18 protein-coding genes are annotated in these 15,454 nt (G+C 64.9%); 5 read left to right on the forward strand and 13 right to left on the reverse strand.

The genetic code is table 11. The features are described from left to right. The first annotated feature begins 9 nt into the window (after positions 1 to 9). The 4 genes from RA20_RS01845 (at position 10) to RA20_RS01860 (ending at position 4,749) form a co-directional block, all read left to right on the forward strand. Complete coding sequence (locus RA20_RS01845) at positions 10 to 1,380, forward strand: pyruvate dehydrogenase complex E1 component subunit beta (protein WP_039123989.1); 1,371 nt, start codon at positions 10 to 12, stop codon at positions 1,378 to 1,380. A gap of 163 nt (positions 1,381 to 1,543) precedes the next feature. Beyond that, positions 1,544 to 2,863, forward strand: coding sequence for a pyruvate dehydrogenase complex dihydrolipoamide acetyltransferase (locus RA20_RS01850; RefSeq protein WP_039123990.1), 1,320 nt, complete (start codon positions 1,544 to 1,546; stop codon positions 2,861 to 2,863). A 126-nt stretch (positions 2,864 to 2,989) separates the two neighbouring features. Continuing rightward, positions 2,990 to 4,285, forward strand: a complete 1,296-nt coding sequence (locus RA20_RS01855) for an SDR family oxidoreductase (RefSeq protein WP_039123992.1) — start codon at positions 2,990 to 2,992, stop codon at positions 4,283 to 4,285. Next, positions 4,282 to 4,749, forward strand: coding sequence for a DUF2269 family protein (locus tag RA20_RS01860; RefSeq protein ID WP_039123994.1), 468 nt, complete (start codon positions 4,282 to 4,284; stop codon positions 4,747 to 4,749). The genes RA20_RS01855 and RA20_RS01860 overlap by 4 nt, the downstream gene beginning before the upstream one ends. Before the next feature lie 104 nt (positions 4,750 to 4,853). Here RA20_RS01860 and cysE read toward each other — a convergent pair whose 3' ends face one another. Next, the gene (gene cysE, locus RA20_RS01865) at positions 4,854 to 5,675 is read right to left on the reverse strand and encodes a serine O-acetyltransferase (RefSeq protein WP_039123995.1); all 822 of its coding nucleotides are present in this window, start codon (positions 5,673 to 5,675) and stop codon (positions 4,854 to 4,856) included. Positions 5,676 to 5,741: 66 nt separating this feature from the next. Here cysE and RA20_RS01870 point away from each other — a divergent pair, with 66 nt between their 5' ends. Next, the gene (locus tag RA20_RS01870; RefSeq protein ID WP_241482190.1) at positions 5,742 to 6,098 is read left to right on the forward strand and encodes a TraR/DksA family transcriptional regulator; all 357 of its coding nucleotides are present in this window, start codon (positions 5,742 to 5,744) and stop codon (positions 6,096 to 6,098) included. A 108-nt stretch (positions 6,099 to 6,206) separates the two neighbouring features. Here RA20_RS01870 and RA20_RS01875 read toward each other — a convergent pair whose 3' ends face one another. The 12 genes from RA20_RS01875 to RA20_RS01930 are packed head-to-tail and all read right to left on the reverse strand — an operon-like array spanning position 6,207 to position 15,388. Then, complete coding sequence (locus RA20_RS01875; RefSeq protein ID WP_039123996.1) at positions 6,207 to 6,506, reverse strand: DUF7742 family protein; 300 nt, start codon at positions 6,504 to 6,506, stop codon at positions 6,207 to 6,209. Continuing rightward, a complete protein-coding gene (locus tag RA20_RS01880; protein ID WP_039123997.1) occupies positions 6,503 to 10,417 on the reverse strand; it encodes a baseplate multidomain protein megatron in 3,915 nt (1,304 codons plus the stop codon). The genes RA20_RS01875 and RA20_RS01880 overlap by 4 nt, the downstream gene beginning before the upstream one ends. A gap of 12 nt (positions 10,418 to 10,429) precedes the next feature. Next, on the reverse strand, positions 10,430 to 10,876 hold the full coding sequence (locus RA20_RS01885; RefSeq protein WP_039123999.1) for an NlpC/P60 family protein: 447 nt from the start codon (positions 10,874 to 10,876) through the stop codon (positions 10,430 to 10,432). Continuing rightward, positions 10,873 to 11,760 (reverse strand): DUF2163 domain-containing protein, encoded by an 888-nt coding sequence (locus RA20_RS01890; RefSeq protein WP_039124000.1) that lies wholly within the window; start codon positions 11,758 to 11,760, stop codon positions 10,873 to 10,875. Before RA20_RS01890 ends, RA20_RS01885 begins: the two co-directional genes overlap by 4 nt. Further along, positions 11,757 to 12,389: a DUF2460 domain-containing protein gene (locus RA20_RS01895; RefSeq protein ID WP_039124002.1), complete on the reverse strand. Its 633-nt coding sequence runs from the start codon at positions 12,387 to 12,389 to the stop codon at positions 11,757 to 11,759. The genes RA20_RS01890 and RA20_RS01895 overlap by 4 nt, the downstream gene beginning before the upstream one ends. A 17-nt stretch (positions 12,390 to 12,406) precedes the next feature. Further along, the gene (locus RA20_RS01900; RefSeq protein WP_039124004.1) at positions 12,407 to 13,066 is read right to left on the reverse strand and encodes a phage tail tape measure protein; all 660 of its coding nucleotides are present in this window, start codon (positions 13,064 to 13,066) and stop codon (positions 12,407 to 12,409) included. Continuing rightward, positions 13,059 to 13,274 (reverse strand): rcc01693 family protein, encoded by a 216-nt coding sequence (locus RA20_RS01905; RefSeq protein ID WP_039124006.1) that lies wholly within the window; start codon positions 13,272 to 13,274, stop codon positions 13,059 to 13,061. The genes RA20_RS01900 and RA20_RS01905 overlap by 8 nt, the downstream gene beginning before the upstream one ends. Further along, positions 13,271 to 13,591, reverse strand: a complete 321-nt coding sequence (locus RA20_RS01910; protein ID WP_039124075.1) for a gene transfer agent family protein — start codon at positions 13,589 to 13,591, stop codon at positions 13,271 to 13,273. Before RA20_RS01910 ends, RA20_RS01905 begins: the two co-directional genes overlap by 4 nt. Positions 13,592 to 13,596: 5 nt before the next feature. Then, positions 13,597 to 14,010, reverse strand: a complete 414-nt coding sequence (locus RA20_RS01915; protein WP_039124007.1) for a phage major tail protein, TP901-1 family — start codon at positions 14,008 to 14,010, stop codon at positions 13,597 to 13,599. Positions 14,011 to 14,055: 45 nt separating this feature from the next. After that, positions 14,056 to 14,463 (reverse strand): DUF3168 domain-containing protein, encoded by a 408-nt coding sequence (locus RA20_RS01920; RefSeq protein ID WP_039124009.1) that lies wholly within the window; start codon positions 14,461 to 14,463, stop codon positions 14,056 to 14,058. Continuing rightward, the gene (locus tag RA20_RS01925) at positions 14,460 to 14,792 is read right to left on the reverse strand and encodes a head-tail adaptor protein (protein WP_039124011.1); all 333 of its coding nucleotides are present in this window, start codon (positions 14,790 to 14,792) and stop codon (positions 14,460 to 14,462) included. Before RA20_RS01925 ends, RA20_RS01920 begins: the two co-directional genes overlap by 4 nt. After that, positions 14,789 to 15,388: a head-tail connector protein gene (locus tag RA20_RS01930; RefSeq protein ID WP_039124078.1), complete on the reverse strand. Its 600-nt coding sequence runs from the start codon at positions 15,386 to 15,388 to the stop codon at positions 14,789 to 14,791. Before RA20_RS01930 ends, RA20_RS01925 begins: the two co-directional genes overlap by 4 nt. Between the last annotated feature and the right edge of the window lie 66 nt (positions 15,389 to 15,454).

Raw genomic sequence — 15,454 nt, forward strand, 5'->3', positions numbered from 1 at the left:
GAAAAAGACATGGCAACTGAGATTCTGATGCCCGCCCTGTCGCCGACCATGGAGGAAGGCACTCTGGCCAAATGGCTGGTCAAGGAAGGCGATACCGTGAACTCCGGCGATATCATGGCCGAGATCGAAACCGACAAGGCAACGATGGAGTTCGAAGCTGTCGACGAAGGCATCGTCGGCAAGATCCTGATCGGCGAAGGCACCGAGGGCGTGAAAGTGAACACCCCTATCGCTGTGCTGGTCGAAGAAGGCGAAAGCTATGACGCCTCCGCAGCAGCCGCTCCTGCAGCGGCTCCGGCGCCGGCAGCCGAAGCTCCGGCCCCTGCCCCTGTTGCAGCAGCTGCAGCGGCACCGGTTGCTTCGGTCACGCCGGAGCCCGACTACCCGGAAGGCACCGAGATGGTGCAGACCACGGTCCGTGAAGCGCTGCGCGACGCCATGGCCGAGGAAATGCGCCGCGACGAAGACGTGTTCCTGATGGGCGAAGAAGTCGCCGAGTACCAGGGCGCCTACAAGGTCTCGCAAGGACTCTTGGACGAGTTCGGCTCCAAGCGGGTGATCGACACCCCGATCACCGAGCACGGCTTTGCCGGCATCGCCACCGGCGCCGCCTTTGGCGGATTGCGCCCGGTTGTCGAGTTCATGACCTTCAACTTCGCCATGCAGGCGATTGACCATATCATCAACTCGGCCGCCAAGACGCTTTATATGTCCGGCGGCCAGATGGGCGCACCCATGGTGTTCCGCGGCCCGAACGGTGCTGCCGCCCGCGTCGGTGCCCAGCACTCGCAGGACTACGCCGCCTGGTACATGCAGATCCCCGGCCTGAAAGTGGCGATGCCCTACTCTGCAGCAGACGCCAAGGGTCTGATGAAGACCGCGATCCGCGACAACAACCCGGTGATCTTCCTGGAGAACGAAATCCTCTACGGCCGCGCCTTCGACGTGCCGAAGCTGGATGATTACACTGTGCCCTTCGGCAAGGCCCGCATCTGGCGTGAAGGCTCGGACGTGACTATCGTCTCCTTCGGCATCGGCATGCAGTATGCGCTGGAAGCTGCGGACAAGCTGGCAGAGGACGGCATCTCGGCCGAGGTCATCGACCTGCGCACCCTGCGCCCGATGGACCTGCCCACTGTGATCGCCTCTGTCCAGAAGACCAACCGCCTGGTCACCGTCGAAGAAGGCTGGCCGCAGGGCTCCGTCGGAAGCTACATCGCCTCGGAAGTTCAGCGCGAAGCATTTGACTACCTGGACGCGCCGGTTGTGGTCTGCACCGGCAAGGACGTGCCGATGCCTTATGCCGCCAACCTGGAACGCCACGCGCTGATCACCACGGATGAGGTGGTCGCGGCGGTGAAACAAGTGACCTACCGGTAACCAGATGAAAAAGCGCTGGCTGTTTCTCCTGATCCCATCTGTGTTCTTTGCCGGTTTCGCATCGGCCGAGATAAGGGATGGGTTGCACAACGCAATGATGAACTCATACATCAACGATCTTGAGATACGGGCCGGCCGCTGCTCCGAAACGGGAGAGAATTAAATGCCTACTGAAATCCTGATGCCTGCGCTGTCCCCCACGATGGAGGAAGGCACCTTGGCCAAATGGCTGGTCAAGGAAGGCGATACCGTCTCCTCGGGCGACTTGATTGCCGAAATTGAAACCGACAAGGCCACCATGGAGTTCGAAGCCGTGGACGAAGGCGTCGTCGGCAGGATCCTGGTGGCCGAAGGCTCCGAAGGCGTGAAGGTGAACACGCCCATCGCCGTGCTGCTGGAAGACGGCGAAAGCGCAGATGACATCGGGTCTGCTCCGGCCCCCGCCGCAGCGCCTGCCGCAGCTGCAGCAGAGCCGGGGCCCGCCCCCGCACCCTCTCCTGCCGCGGCAGCTCCTGCCCCGGCGGCACCGGCAGCATCCGATGGCACCCGTATCTTCGCCTCGCCGCTGGCGCGCCGCATCGCTGCCGGCAAGGGCCTGGACCTGAGCGCGATCACAGGCTCCGGCCCCAAAGGCCGCATTGTCAAAGCCGACGTCATCGACGCCCAGCCGCAAGCCGCTGCAGCAGCGGCACCTGCTGCCGCGCCTGCCGCTGCAGCCCAGGCCCCAGCCGCCGCAGCAGCGCCTGCCGCTGGCCCCTCGGCTGATATGGTGGCCCGCATGTACGAAGGCCGCGACTATGAGGAAGTCTCGCTGGACGGCATGCGCAAGACCATTGCTGCCCGCCTCAGCGAAGCCAAGCAGACCATCCCGCATTTCTACCTGCGCCGCGACATCCAGCTGGATGCGCTGCTGAAGTTCCGGGCTGAGCTGAACAAGCAGCTGGAAGGCCGCGGTGTGAAGCTTTCGGTCAATGATTTCATCATCAAGGCCGTGGCCCTGGCGCTGCAGGCCGTTCCGGATGCCAATGCCGTCTGGGCCGGCGACCGGGTTCTCAAGATGAAAGCCTCCGACGTGGCCGTCGCCGTTGCCATCGAAGGCGGATTGTTCACCCCGGTCCTGCAGGACAGCGACACCAAATCGCTCTCGGCACTGTCTTCCGAGATGAAGGACCTGGCGTCGCGCGCCCGCGAGCGCAAGCTGGCGCCGCATGAGTACCAGGGCGGCTCCTTTGCCATCTCCAACCTCGGCATGTTCGGCATCGACAATTTCGACGCCATCGTGAACCCGCCGCACGCGGGCATCCTGGCGGTCGGCTCCGGCGTCAAAAAGCCGGTTGTGGGCGCTGATGGCGAGCTGAAGGTCGCCACCGTGATGAGCGTCACCATGTCGGTGGACCACCGCGTCATCGACGGCGCGCTTGGCGCAGACCTCCTGAAGGCCATCGTCGACAACCTGGAAAACCCGATGGTGATGCTGGCCTGATCCAGCACCCTGTTCTTTGGGGACTGAAATACCACGCCTGCCCGGTTTCCGCCTGGCAGGCGTTTGATTTTCCAAGGCTTGCTCCGTTACCAATCCCAAAAGAAGGGGCAGCAAGGAGCGCCGGAAATGCAAAGAGCACTGGTTCTGGGCGGTTACGGGCTGATCGGTGCCGCCTGCATGCGAAGCCTGGCAGCCGCCGGGTTCGAGGTTGCCGGGCTGGGACGCTCGCACCGCGCCGCGATGGCTTCGAATCCGCGGGGCCGCTGGATCATTCGTGACATCACCTCACTCACGGATGCCGAATGGAGCGGACTTCTGTCGGAGGCAGACGTTGTGGTGAATGCCTCCGGCGCACTGCAGAACGGCAGCCGCGACAATCTGGAGGCCATCCACACCGCTGCTGCCGCCCGCCTTGCCCAGGCGGCCTCAGCCCTGCCAGTCCGGGTGATCCAGATTTCCGCCGCCGGCGTGTCAGAGGACGCCTCGACGGATTTCTTCCGCAGCAAGGCCCGCGGCGACGCAACCATAGCCGCCCAAGCGCGGGATTGGGTCATCTTGCGGCCTGCGCTGGTGCTGTCACCCGAAGCCTACGGCGGCACTGCCCTGCTGCGCGCCGCGGCAGCCCTGCCGCTGATGATGCCGCAGGTGATACCCGACAGCCGGATCCAGACCGTCGATGTGCAGGATGTTGCAAGCGCCGTCACCGCCGCTGCACAAGGCAAAATCCCCAGCGGCACAATTGCCGATCTGGCTGAGGCCGGAACGCAAAGCCTGCCGGAGCTGACCGAAGCGCTGCGAAGCTGGCTCGGCCTGCCGCCGCCCCGCTTCCGTCCTGCTCTCTCCGCGCCCGTGCTGCGCTTTGCGGGCAAGGCGGCGGACCTCCTGGGCTGGCTTGGCTGGCGCAGCCCGCTTAGATCCAACGCGCTCACGGCGCTGGCAGACGGCATCCGCGGGGATCCTGCAGCCTGGGAGCAGGCGGGCGGGCAGCCCTGCCGCCCGCTGGCGGATACACTGGCCCGGATGCCAGCGACCCGGCAGGAACGCCTCTTTGCCCGCTTTTACGTGCTGCTTCCGCTGGCCATTGCAACGCTTAGTCTGTTCTGGTGCGCCTCCGGCCTGATCACCCTGCTTGACCCGGAGCGGGCCATTGAGGTGCTGACGACGCGGGGTTTTCCCGCTGTAGCCGCAAGTTTCACTGTTTTTGGCGGCGTTCTGGCGGATACCCTTCTCGGGATTGCCATCCTCTGGCGCAGCCGTGTCCGGCAGGCGGCCGCGGGTATGGCCCTGCTCTCGGGCGCTTACCTTGCCGGCAGTCTGGCCGCGGCCCCCGATCTCTGGCTTGATCCGCTTGGGCCGATGGTCAAAGTGCTGCCGGGCATGATGCTGGCCGTGATGGTCTGGGCGGTGACGGAGGAACGATGAGTTACAAATTCCTGCTCTTTCTGCACGTGGGCGGAGCCACTGTACTGCTTGGCACCGGTGCGGGCATTGCATTCTTCATGGTGGTCTCAAACCGCAGCGGCGATCCGCGGCTCATTGCCCATGTGGCGTCAATTGTGGTGCTTGCCGACACGCTGTTTACCGCCACTGCTGCTGTGCTGCAGCCAATCACCGGCTTTCTCCTCGCCCGCGAGACCGGCTGGCCGCTAACCGAGGGCTGGGTGCTCCTGTCGCTGGGCCTGTACGTCTTTACCGGCATGTTCTGGCTGCCCGTTGTCTGGATGCAACTGCGGATGCGCGATCTGGCCGCAGCAGCCCGTGACGCAGGCCAGCCGCTGCCGGCCGCCTACCGCCGTCTTTACCGCTGGTGGTTCGCCTTTGGGTTTCCAGCCTTTGCCGCGGTTCTGGCCATCGTCTGGCTGATGCTGACCAAACCGGTTTTTTGACAATCCGGAGCAAAGCGGCAGCACGGCAGAAAATACAAAAAAGGGGCGCCGAACGCCCCTTCTTCTTTGCCGATTACGCTTAGCCGGCGCGAGCCGCCCGCGCCTTACTCTGCAGCGGGAGAGCCCGCAGGCACCACCTGGTCCATATTGACCGACGGCTGATCGCAACCCGCCTCGCCCACGATCTTGGCCGGAACCCCGGCCACGGTCGTGCAGGGCGGCACCTCCTGCAGCACCACCGAGCCGGCAGCAATGCGGCTGCAGTGACCAACCTTGATGTTGCCCAGCACCTTAGCACCGGCGCCGATCAGCACGCCATCGCCGATCTTGGGGTGGCGGTCCTCTTCTTCCTTGCCGGTGCCGCCCAGGGTCACCGAATGCAGCATCGAGACATTGTCTCCCACCACCGCGGTCTCGCCGATGACGATAGAGTGCGCATGATCGATCATGATCCCCTTGCCGATGCGGGCGCCGGGGTGAATGTCGATCCCAAAGATCTCGGAGGTGCGCATCTGGAAGAAATAGGCCAGGTCCTTTTGCCCGACATCCCACAGGTAGTGGCTGACGCGGTAGGCCTGCACGGCCTGGAACCCCTTGAAATAGAGTATCGGCTGCAGCAGCCGGTGGCTGGCCGGATCGCGCTCGTTGATCGCCATCAGGTCGGCACGGGCCGCCTCGATCAGCTCATTGCAATCGGAATACGCATCGTCGACGATTTCCCGCAGGATGGTCATCGACATTTCGTTCGAAGAGAGCTTGGCGGAAATCCGATAGGACAGCGCCTTCTGCAGCGACTTGTGATGCAGGATACAGGCGTGGATCAGCCCGCCCATCAGCGGCTGCGAGGCAACCGCCTCTTCAGCTTCACGGGTAATCCGGTCCCAAACAGGATCGACCGGGGTCACGGCTTGGCGCGTTTTGATCATGGCTCAGCATCCTTTCTCCGCTCAAGACTGCCATCTAAGCTTCTTTTCAGCAAACGCAAACCCGTGATGGCGTATATTTGCGGCATGAATGAGTCCGATCAGCAGAATTTGAAAGCGCAAATCCTTGCCCGGCTGCAGGAACTTGCCAATGAGGACAGCCTGGGAGAAGACGGCCAGGCGGTGGTCCAGCTGGACCAGCAGATGGTCGGGCGGCTGTCGCGGATGGACGCACTGCAGATGCAGGCCATGGCCAAGGCGCAGGCCGCGCGCCGCGCAACGGAGGTCCGGCGGCTGCAAGCTGCCCTGTCCCGGATGGCCGGCGCGGAATATGGCTATTGCGAAGACTGCGGCGAGGACATTGCACTGAAACGCCTCCACCTGGATCCGGCGGCAACAAAGTGCATCTCCTGCGCGTCCGGCTAGGATTCCGCTACGGATTTTCGCTGCAGGCAATACCGGGCGGCCCCGCGCCGGGCGCCTTGGCGCACGGTGCGCGGCCCAACGGCTGGCCGGGCAGGTTTCCTGCCCGGTTCAGCGGGCGGGAGCGCCGCCCTGGCCTTCACCCAGAACCGCTGCGGCTTGACGCAGCACCAGCCGGGTGCAGGCCAGATACTCAGGATCGTCCAGGAATGGCTCATCCGCCAGCCGGTAGCCCCTTGCCGCCGCGGACAACGACCCATCGCCCCAGCGCGGATGCAGCTTTCCATAGGCCAGGGCCTCGGCTGCACCGCCGAAGATCCGGCGGCACAGGGCATTGCGTGCCCCGGCTGGCACAGCCAGCAGCGCCCGGGCCGCCGCCGAAACATCGCCCGGCAGCAGCGGCCGCCTCATGCCAGCGCCAGCCGGGCGGCCGGCCCTGCGCCGAAGCGGGCGGAAAGCTGAGCAACCTCCAGAACGTCTCCCGCCAGCACCCCGTCCGCGGCCTGGGCCGCCGCCGGGTATTCCCAGGCCGCCACCGCAGAGAGTTCCTCGCGAAGCACGGTGGCGCCCTGCAGCACCCGGACACGGTAGGCCTCGGTTTCCTCGCCCAGCGGCACCTCGGGCAGGTCCCAGGCGTCGCCCTCAATGCGGGTGCGGCGGATCCAGGCGGCGGTCATGTCTTGCCCCAGGGCACCCGCCGCGCGCAAATGCACCGGCGCATAGGGACGCAGCCCGTTGCCGTCAAAACTGTCCTGCAAATGCACATAAGACGGATCATCCAGCGGTCGGCGCGCCGGACCAATCCGGTAATGGCGCTGCTGCCGCCGCTGGGCCGGCGCCAGTTCCATCTGCAGCGGCGTGCCATCCAGCAGCACAATGAAGGAGCCCGCAGGCCAGACTTCGGGCATCAGCGCATCGCTGCCCAGCTGCCCGCGCAGCCGACCGCGCAGCAAATAAGTCTGCGGCGCAATCAGCTCCGCCTCCCGGAATTGAAACAGCTCCCAGCTGCCGGAGGTGCCATCACCGATCGCTGCAGCATTGGCGCCGTTCAGCACCGCCTGCGCCGTCCGGCTTTCCAACGCGCCCGATATCAGCCTGACTTGCAGATCCGCTCCCAGATCCCAGCGCCCGGCTCCGGCAGCCAGCAAGGGCGACTCCGTCACCCCGACCACCTGCCGCGCAGCGATCACCTGCTCCAGCACATAGTTTTCATCCTCATCCGACCCGTAAACCGCAACGCTTCCGGGCCAGGCCTCGGCGGTCACCGCCAAATGCGGCGCGTGCGGCACCTCATCGCCGCGGAGCAGCGGCAGATCCATGAACAGCGGCAGCACCGGCCCAGGAGCCGCAAAGGCATTCACCCCCGGCAATTCCTCTGCCGCAGCGGCAGTGTCATAGACTCCGGGCTCGATCCGCACCGCTTCCACCAGCTGCGCCTCAGCATGTTCAACCCGGTCGATCCGGTAGAGCTGGCTGCCGCCGCCCGCCGGCAGGGAAACCACATCCCCGGCGCCCAGATGCAGCATCGACGGCGGCAGCTGCAGCCGGACCGCATCGCGTGAGATCCGCGCCTCCGCCAGCCAGCGCGCCACCACCTGGCGCGCCTCGGCCCGGGTCAGCGCCAGCGGCAGTTCGTTCTGGCTGACCGCGTGGGTATCCTCATCCGGCAGCACCGCCTCGACGGCGCCTGCCGCATGGTCGCCGCCCCATTCTGTGAACTGCAGGCGCACCCGGCCGGCCAGCTCGGCGCCGCTGGAGCGGCTCAGCTCCAGGGTGCCCTGCATCTCGTCGCTTTCCGCCAGATGCTCGAGCGCCAGCGCTTCGGCACCGGTACCCCTGCGCATCCTGAACCGAAGCAGCCCGTCCCGCTCAATGGCGTCAAACCCGTGCCGCAGCATCAAGGGCTGCAGCGCCGCGCGGGCATCGTTCACGTCCGGGTTCAAGTATCCATGCACCACCCCGTAGAGCTCCGACACATCGATATCGCTGAGCCCGGCCCGATGGCAGATCTCCTCCACCACCGAAGCCAGGGTGCGCTGCCCGGCACGCCCGTTGAGCCAGTGGCCCCGCAGGTAGTTCCTGCCGTCGTTCCAGATCTCCAGCCGGTTCGGAAAGGCCGGGAAGGGCCGCGCATCCCAAGCCCAGACATAGGCATTGGACATATCCAGCATCCGCCCGCCGTACTCCTCGGAGACCGGGTTGTTTTCCGGATCCTCCCAGTAGCCCAGGATCGCGCGAAGGTAATGAATCTGGATCAAATCATCCCGCAGGCCATTAGAATACTTAGGAAGTTTTGATTCCGAGCTTTTCGGGTCCAGAAACTTGTTGGGCTGATTGGTGCCCTTGTCGATGGCCGCGCAGCCCAGTTCGGTGAACCAGACGGGCTTGGACTGCGGCTCCCAATCCGTGGGGGACTCCTGGCGCACACCGCCGATCCGCTCATGGTGCTGGTTGAGCCACCAGTTTCGGATATCCTTGTAACGCCAGATCCAGGCCTCATCATGAGCGCCGTCAGTGATCACCGTGCGGATCTGCGCCTCCTGCGCTTCAGGCGAGTGGTAGTACCAGTCATAGCCCTCGCCGCCTTCGACATTGCTGCGCAGGTACTCCAGATCATAGATCGCCGGAATTCCAGCCTGCGCGTCCAGGTGGCCCTCGCCTTCGCGCCAGTCAGAGAGCGGCATGTAGTTGTCGATGCCGATAAAGTCGATTTCCGGATCAGCCCACAGCGGGTCCAGGTGGAAATAGCGGTCGCCTTCAGGGGATTTGTATCCCCAGTATTCGGACCAGTCGGCGGCGTAGCCGATCTTGGTCTCCGGCCCCAGCAGAATGCGCGCCTCGGCCGCCAGAACCCGCAGTGCCGCCACCGCCGGGAAGCCCGCGGCTCCGCGGATCTGCGTCAGCGCCCGCATTTCCGAACTGATGCAAAAGGCCTCAACCCCGCCTGCTGCAGCGCATAACGCTGCATTGTGCAGGATGAACCGGCTCAGGCTCCACTCATCCGGCCCGTTATAGGCAACCGTGCCGTCGCCAACGGTAAAGTCCGCAGCCGTCACGGTGCCAAAGAAATCCGCCACTTCGGCGTCCGCTGCCGCGGTGCCGTCGGGAGATCCCGGCTGTCCTGGTGCCTGCGACAAGGTAATCCGCCCGCGCCAGGGCAGATGCGGCTGGCTGCCGGCACCGGTCCAGGGGTCGGGCAAAGCATTGCCGTCCTCCTGGTCCATCAGGATGAAAGGGTAGAACATCACCCTGAGGCCGCGTGCCTGCATCTCACGGATCGCCTGCACCACCGCGCCATCCGCCGGGGTCCCGCCATAAAGCGGCCCATCTTCACCCGTCAGCACCATATCCGCCGCGCCCCGGGTCAATCCGCTGACACTCCACGGGATACTGCCCTCAGCATCCTTATGCTCCACTTTGGGCTTCAAGGTGCATTCCCCGCAGCGCAGATCGTCCCCGAACCAGGAGACAATCAGCGACGCGGCACCGCAGGACGGCAGCTCTGCCTCCAATGCGTTGAGCGAGGTATTCAAATCGGACAGTCCTGATGGCGTATGCGCATTGGCCGGTTTGGCCGAACCAGGCCCGCCGGAGTAATGCACTGTCTCAGCTGCCAGCGTGTATTCGCCGGTACCGGGCATCAGGGCCACGCCCTGCACCAGCTGGCCAAGATCTTCACCATGGGAGCTGCTGCCTGGCTGCTCGGGCCGCAGCACATCAAAGGAAAACTGCGGCACCCGGTTGCCGAAACGCGAGAGCTCCAGGTTCTCCATCACCACATAAGCGGTGCCGCGGTAAGCCGGAACCTGGCCTGCCCCTTCGATAGCTTCGATCACCGGATCAGGCAGCTGATCCATGCCGCCCTTGTAGACCGTCATGTTCAGGTCCTTGGGTGCCACTTCCTCCCCATCGGCCCAAACCCGCGAAACGTCAGCGATCTCGCCCTCGCACAGCGCAATCGCCAGCGATACCGAATAGCTGTAGCTGGTCACCTGCGGCTGGCTTGGCCGCCCTTTGCCGCCGCCGCCGCTGGTTGCAGCGGTTTCCAGAAAGCGCGACGACCAGATCACCTGACCGCCCAGCCGCATCCGGCCATAGACCTGGGCCGCGGGCCCGCCCTCGCCGGCCTGGGTCAGCCGGAATCGGTCGACCTTGCCGGTTTCCACCGCGGCTGAACCGGAGCCCAGCAGCCGCTCGTCAATCACACGCCCCAGAGTGGCTCCAACCGCCCGCCCGATCACCGCCGAAGACAGGCCTGCAATACCGCCGCCGATCGTGCCGCCAATCGCCGCGCCTGCGGCCGAGAGAAGGATAGTTGCCATCAGATCTGCTCCTTAGGGAAAGCTGAAACGCGCCACGATCCGGCGCTGCCAGGGCGGGCTCAGCGGGCTTTCGACAACCCCGTGGCCCGCATAAGCGTGGATGAAAGCAGGTGCAGCCGCCGCCCGCCGTGTTTCGGAGGCGACCGCCGACTGCACCCCCAGATGCTTGGCAACCGATCCGGACCGCATCCGGAACAGGATCACATCCCCCGGCGCTGCATCCTGCCGCGGCTTCTCCACCAGATGCCGCCGGGCTGCCTGCCACAGTGCTTCAGCCCCCTGCGGTTCCGCCCAGTCCATCGTGTAGGCGGGCGGAACTTCCGGCTCGCCGCCATGCAACTCGCGCCATATCCCCCGGATCAGGCCCAGACAGTCGCTTCCTGCCCCTTTGCAGGAGGCCTGATGCACATAGGGCGTGCCGATCCAGCCGCGCGCAGCAGTGACAACCCGGCAGTTCACCGGCGGCTGCCTCCGGTGTTGCTGCCCGACTGGCGCGGCACTGCCATCACCCAATCCTCGCCCGGGATGTCCGGGAAACCTTGGAAATTCAGCAGATTGTTGAACTTCAGGCGGCAGGTTTCCATGCGCTTGTCGCAGCCCGCTTCCAAGCGGACACTGTCTCCCGGCGCCACCAGCGCCCGGACCGGCTCCCACAATGTGATGCTGCGGCCGTCCTCCCTGCTCCGGTCGGCCTTGATGGCGGCCCAAAGCCCCTCTGCCGCACCGCTCAGCACAGACAGCCGTCCGCCAGTGAACCAGTCCGGCTCAAACCCCGGCAGGGCCTCCCAGCGGAACACTTCGTTGCGCTCCACTTCGCCTGCTTCCAGCTCAGTGGCATAGCCCGGCGTCGCGAGATCAAACCGGCAGGATGCGTCGCCCAGAACGGCTGTGCAGGGTTTCTGGTAAATCCGCCCCTGCGGCTGGTTCAGCGCATCTGTCAAACCGCGCAGCTCAGCCTCGAAAGCTCCGCCAGCCCGGCGGATCTCGCCGATTGAACCGCGGAACTGCAGCCAGCGCATCGCCACGTCCCGCCAGTTGACCAGCCAGCAACGGACCCCCGCTCCATCATAGCGGCCGGCTTCGATGTCTTCTTCGCGCACCGCGGCATCGCTCAGGACACCCAGCGCCTCGGTGTTGTCGACCGAAAGCCCGGTGGCCTGCTGAACCGCACGCGCGGTCAGGCCGCTGCCAGGCTGAAAGGATATCCCGTCAAAGCTCAGCGCGCAGTCATGATCGGTAAAGCCAAGTACGGTTCCATCGCGCCGCTCCACCGCCCAAGCCCGGCACACTGTCGTGTTACCGCTTTGCATATGGGTTCGGAACGCATCAGAGAGCCCGGTCATACCCGCACCTCCACCACCGGCACCGCCGGGGCTTCGCCCGCCTGGAACGACGCCACACTGGTCTGTATGCTGCCAGTGTCAAAGCGCACCGGCACGTCGAATTCGAACCCCGCTACGATGCTGCGCCCTTGTTCGGGCGGATGCGCCAGGGTGATCAGCCCTGTGGCCGTGTCCAGTTCATAGTCCACCCCTTCCTGCAGTTCATCCTGGTCAACTCCGACCCGGACCGTGCCAGCCACCGGTTTGGTAATCGGGCGCTGATAGGTGAAGGCGCCCGAGCGGTAGGTCTTGGCCAGCTGGAAGACCACCGTGCTGCCGTCGCCGCCGGCTATCACCTGGTCCCGGAAATCGGCTTCGGCGCTGGGCCGGGCGGATTTGTAGTCGCTCCAATCCTTCCAGCGGAAGCCATAGAGCTGCCCCTGGCGGGCTTCGAAAAAGGCAATCAGCGTCTCGATGTCCTCCAGCGAGCGCAGCCCCAACCCCGCGTCATACCGGCGCCGGGAGTGGGCCCAGGGCGTGTTGCGCTCCTCGAACCCATTGGCCAGCGTCACCACGTCGGTGCGCCGTTCCGGACCGCCGACCGAGCCGAAGCTGAGCGAGGCGGGAAAACGGACTTCGTGAAAATTCATAGGGATACCCTTCGTCTTTAACGGTTGCGCCCGCCGCGGGACAGAGCGCGGGACAGCTGCGCGGCAATCTGGCTGCGGCTGCGTTCAAAGCCTTTGACGTCCGGGGTCGAGACATTCATCACCACGCTGACCCCGCCGCCGCCCTGGCTTCGCACCCCCAGCGAGCCGTCTGCACCGCGCGTCAGCGGCAGGATCGCCTCAGGTCCTGCCTCACCCATCAGCCCGGTGGCGCCGCGCATCGGAAAGGCCACAGGCCCAGTCACAATCCCGCCCTTGGCGAAAGGCATCACCTTGCCCTGGCTGAACGCGGCGCCATCGGCAAAGGGCAGGATGCTGCCGATCAGCGCGCCGAACCCATCACTCATCAAGCCGCTGATGTGGTTGGTCACCGGCCTCATGGCCGCGTTGTAAGTGGAGCGGACCATACTGCGGGCCAAGGTGTCCAAAGACTCCGACAAGTTGTCGCCGTCAAAGATCAGACCATCAATTGCACGCCGCAACCCTTTGGAAAGACTGCGATCCAAAATCCGTGCATCCCGCCCGGTTTCAGAAAACCCCTGTTTCACCCGGCCCAGGACTTCAGCAAATGCCGCTGCCATGCCAGTGGTGCTGTCCAGAGACTCGCCCAAAGCATCGCTTTGCAATTCCAGTTCAGCCATCGAAGATGTATCAGCCATCCGTTGTCTCCTTGGTCTGTGGCGGCAGCCCGTCGGGGAACTGCTGCATCAGCTCTGTCAGCCGGCTGCGTCCAAGGGGCTGCGGCTGTGCCGCGTCGCCTAGCAACAGCCGCAGCTCAGCCGGGGTCAGCTGCCAGAAATCGCGCGGCAGCAGCTTCAGCCCCGCCATCCCGGCCCGCATCAGTGCAGGCCAATCCAGCCTGCTCATTCGCTTGCCGGAACAGAGAAGCTGCGCACCAGCAGTTCGGCTGCCACCCTGGCGGCTTGCAGCGGACCACCGCCAATGCTTGCCGCAGCCAGCTCCTCATAGCTCAGGCCATGACCGCCGCCTTGCAGCCCGGCCGCCAGCAAGACCAGCACGTCGCGGGCTGAAAACCGGCCTTGCTCAAAGCGTTCCACCAGCTCCACCAGGGTGCCTTCCTCCAGTGCTGCCTCCAGCCCCGCCAGCGCACCAAGCGTCAGCTTCAGTGCGTAAGGCGCTCCATTCACGAGCAATTCCGTCTCGCCTGCGTGCGGGTTCACCATCGAAATCACACCGCGGTAAAGCTGAGCGCACCGGCGCTTGCCAGCGCAAGCTCATAGGTCGCCTCGCCATTGTGGCTGCCCGCGTATTCCAGCGCGGTCACCTGAAAGGCGCCCTGCACAATGCCGAAATCGGGGATGATCACCTGAAACTCCGGCGTCAGCCCGTCAAAGAACAATTGCCGTGCGCGCTCATCGGTTGCCTCGTCGCGGAAGATGCCCGAGCCCGAGATATTGGCCGAGCGAACACCTGCCCCCGACAGCAGCTCGCGCCAGCCGCCCTGGCTTTCAAGACTGGTTACATCGACGCTCTCTGCGTTGAAGCTGATCCGCGTGGCACGCAGGCCGGCGATCGTCTCAAAGAGACCAGCACCGTTCATGTCCACTTTGACCAAGAGGTCCTTGCCGTTTTGAACTGTCATGGGTTTTCTCCGGGTATTTCAATGGATTTCGTGAAGTTTGTGATCTCAGGCGTCATCCACGCGCGCCCTGAAGCGCAGGGTGATCTGGCGGCCTCCGCCGCTGAGGCGCTCGGCCTTGGCCCGGTCGAACCAGAGACTGGTCAGCTGCCCGCGCGGCAGCGGCACCGTGGCTCCAATCAGAGCATCGCAAACTGCCGCGGCCGCAGCCTTGGCATCGGCAAAACCTGCAGTATCGGTGGTGACGGTGATGAAGAACCGGTGCTCAGCCCCGCCCGCGCTCTTATCAGAGCGGTCCAGCACCTCTTCACTGCCCAGCGACACATAGGTCTGCGGCAAGGTCCCCGCGGGGATGGCATCATAGATCGCGCTGCCTACTAGCGCAGTCAGCGCCGCGTCTCCGGTCAGATGCGTGTAGATAGCGGATTGCAGCCCGCCGGCGATGGCATAGGTCATCCGCTCACCTCCTCCGCTGCGAAACAGGTGAGATAACGGCCATCGGGATCCGCTTCAGTTACTGCATCAATGCGGAAGACCCGGCTTCCGTCCCGGAAACGCTGGTCTGGCCGGGGGCGTGACGCAAAACCCTCAGGGGCTGCGCGCAGAGTGATCCGGTATTTTTGCAAAGACAGACCGTCGCCCGCCATACGGCCCGCCAGGGGGTTCACGTCGGCCCACACAGTGCCAAGCGCCACCCAGGTCTCGGTATAGCCGCCGGCGCCGTCGGACGTGCGCTGCGGGTCTTCCAGCAGCAGCTGGCGGGAGAGTTTGGGGCGTTGCTTCACGACACACCTCCCAGCGTCACGCGCAAGCTGCGGTAGCGCTCAATCAAGCTGGTGACGCCAAAAGGCATGCAGCCGCCGTGGAGCCCGGTGTCGGCCCGGTACTCATAATAATGCGCCGCCAGCAGCATCACGGCCTGGCCAAGGTCAGCCGGCAAGCCGCCCCAATCCGCAGCCATGCCGGCCTGCAGTGAAACCCGTACCAGCCCGCCCGCAGGCACCTCGGGAAGCAGGTTGCCGGAGGGACGCAGACGGGGCCTGTGGGCGTCGCCTTCCAGCCGGTACAAAGCGGTGTCCAGGACGGTTTCGCCGCCTGACACATCCCGCAGCACAACCTCGCTCACCGCCTGCACCGGAGCTATTGGCAAAACCATTTGCGCACGGTCGCGCCAATGCCGGACTTCCAGAGAGAAATCGCGGATTATCAGTGCCTTGCCGGTTCTTGCTTCGATTGCAGCCAGGGCGGCGCGCAGAAAGCCAAGCAGAACTTCATCCTGCAGGCTGTCCTCGCCAAAACCGGTCCCCAGGCGCAAATGCGCCTTGAACTCCTCCAGAGGCAGGGAGGCCCCGGGCACCGGTGTCACTTCGCTCAGCATCATCATCTCACTCCTGCGGGCGTCCCCCGTACTGGCCCTGATCTGCTGTCCATGTCAGTTTCGGCGGGC

This window comes from Leisingera sp. ANG-Vp, from assembly GCF_000813725.1.
Classification (GTDB): domain Bacteria; phylum Pseudomonadota; class Alphaproteobacteria; order Rhodobacterales; family Rhodobacteraceae; genus Leisingera.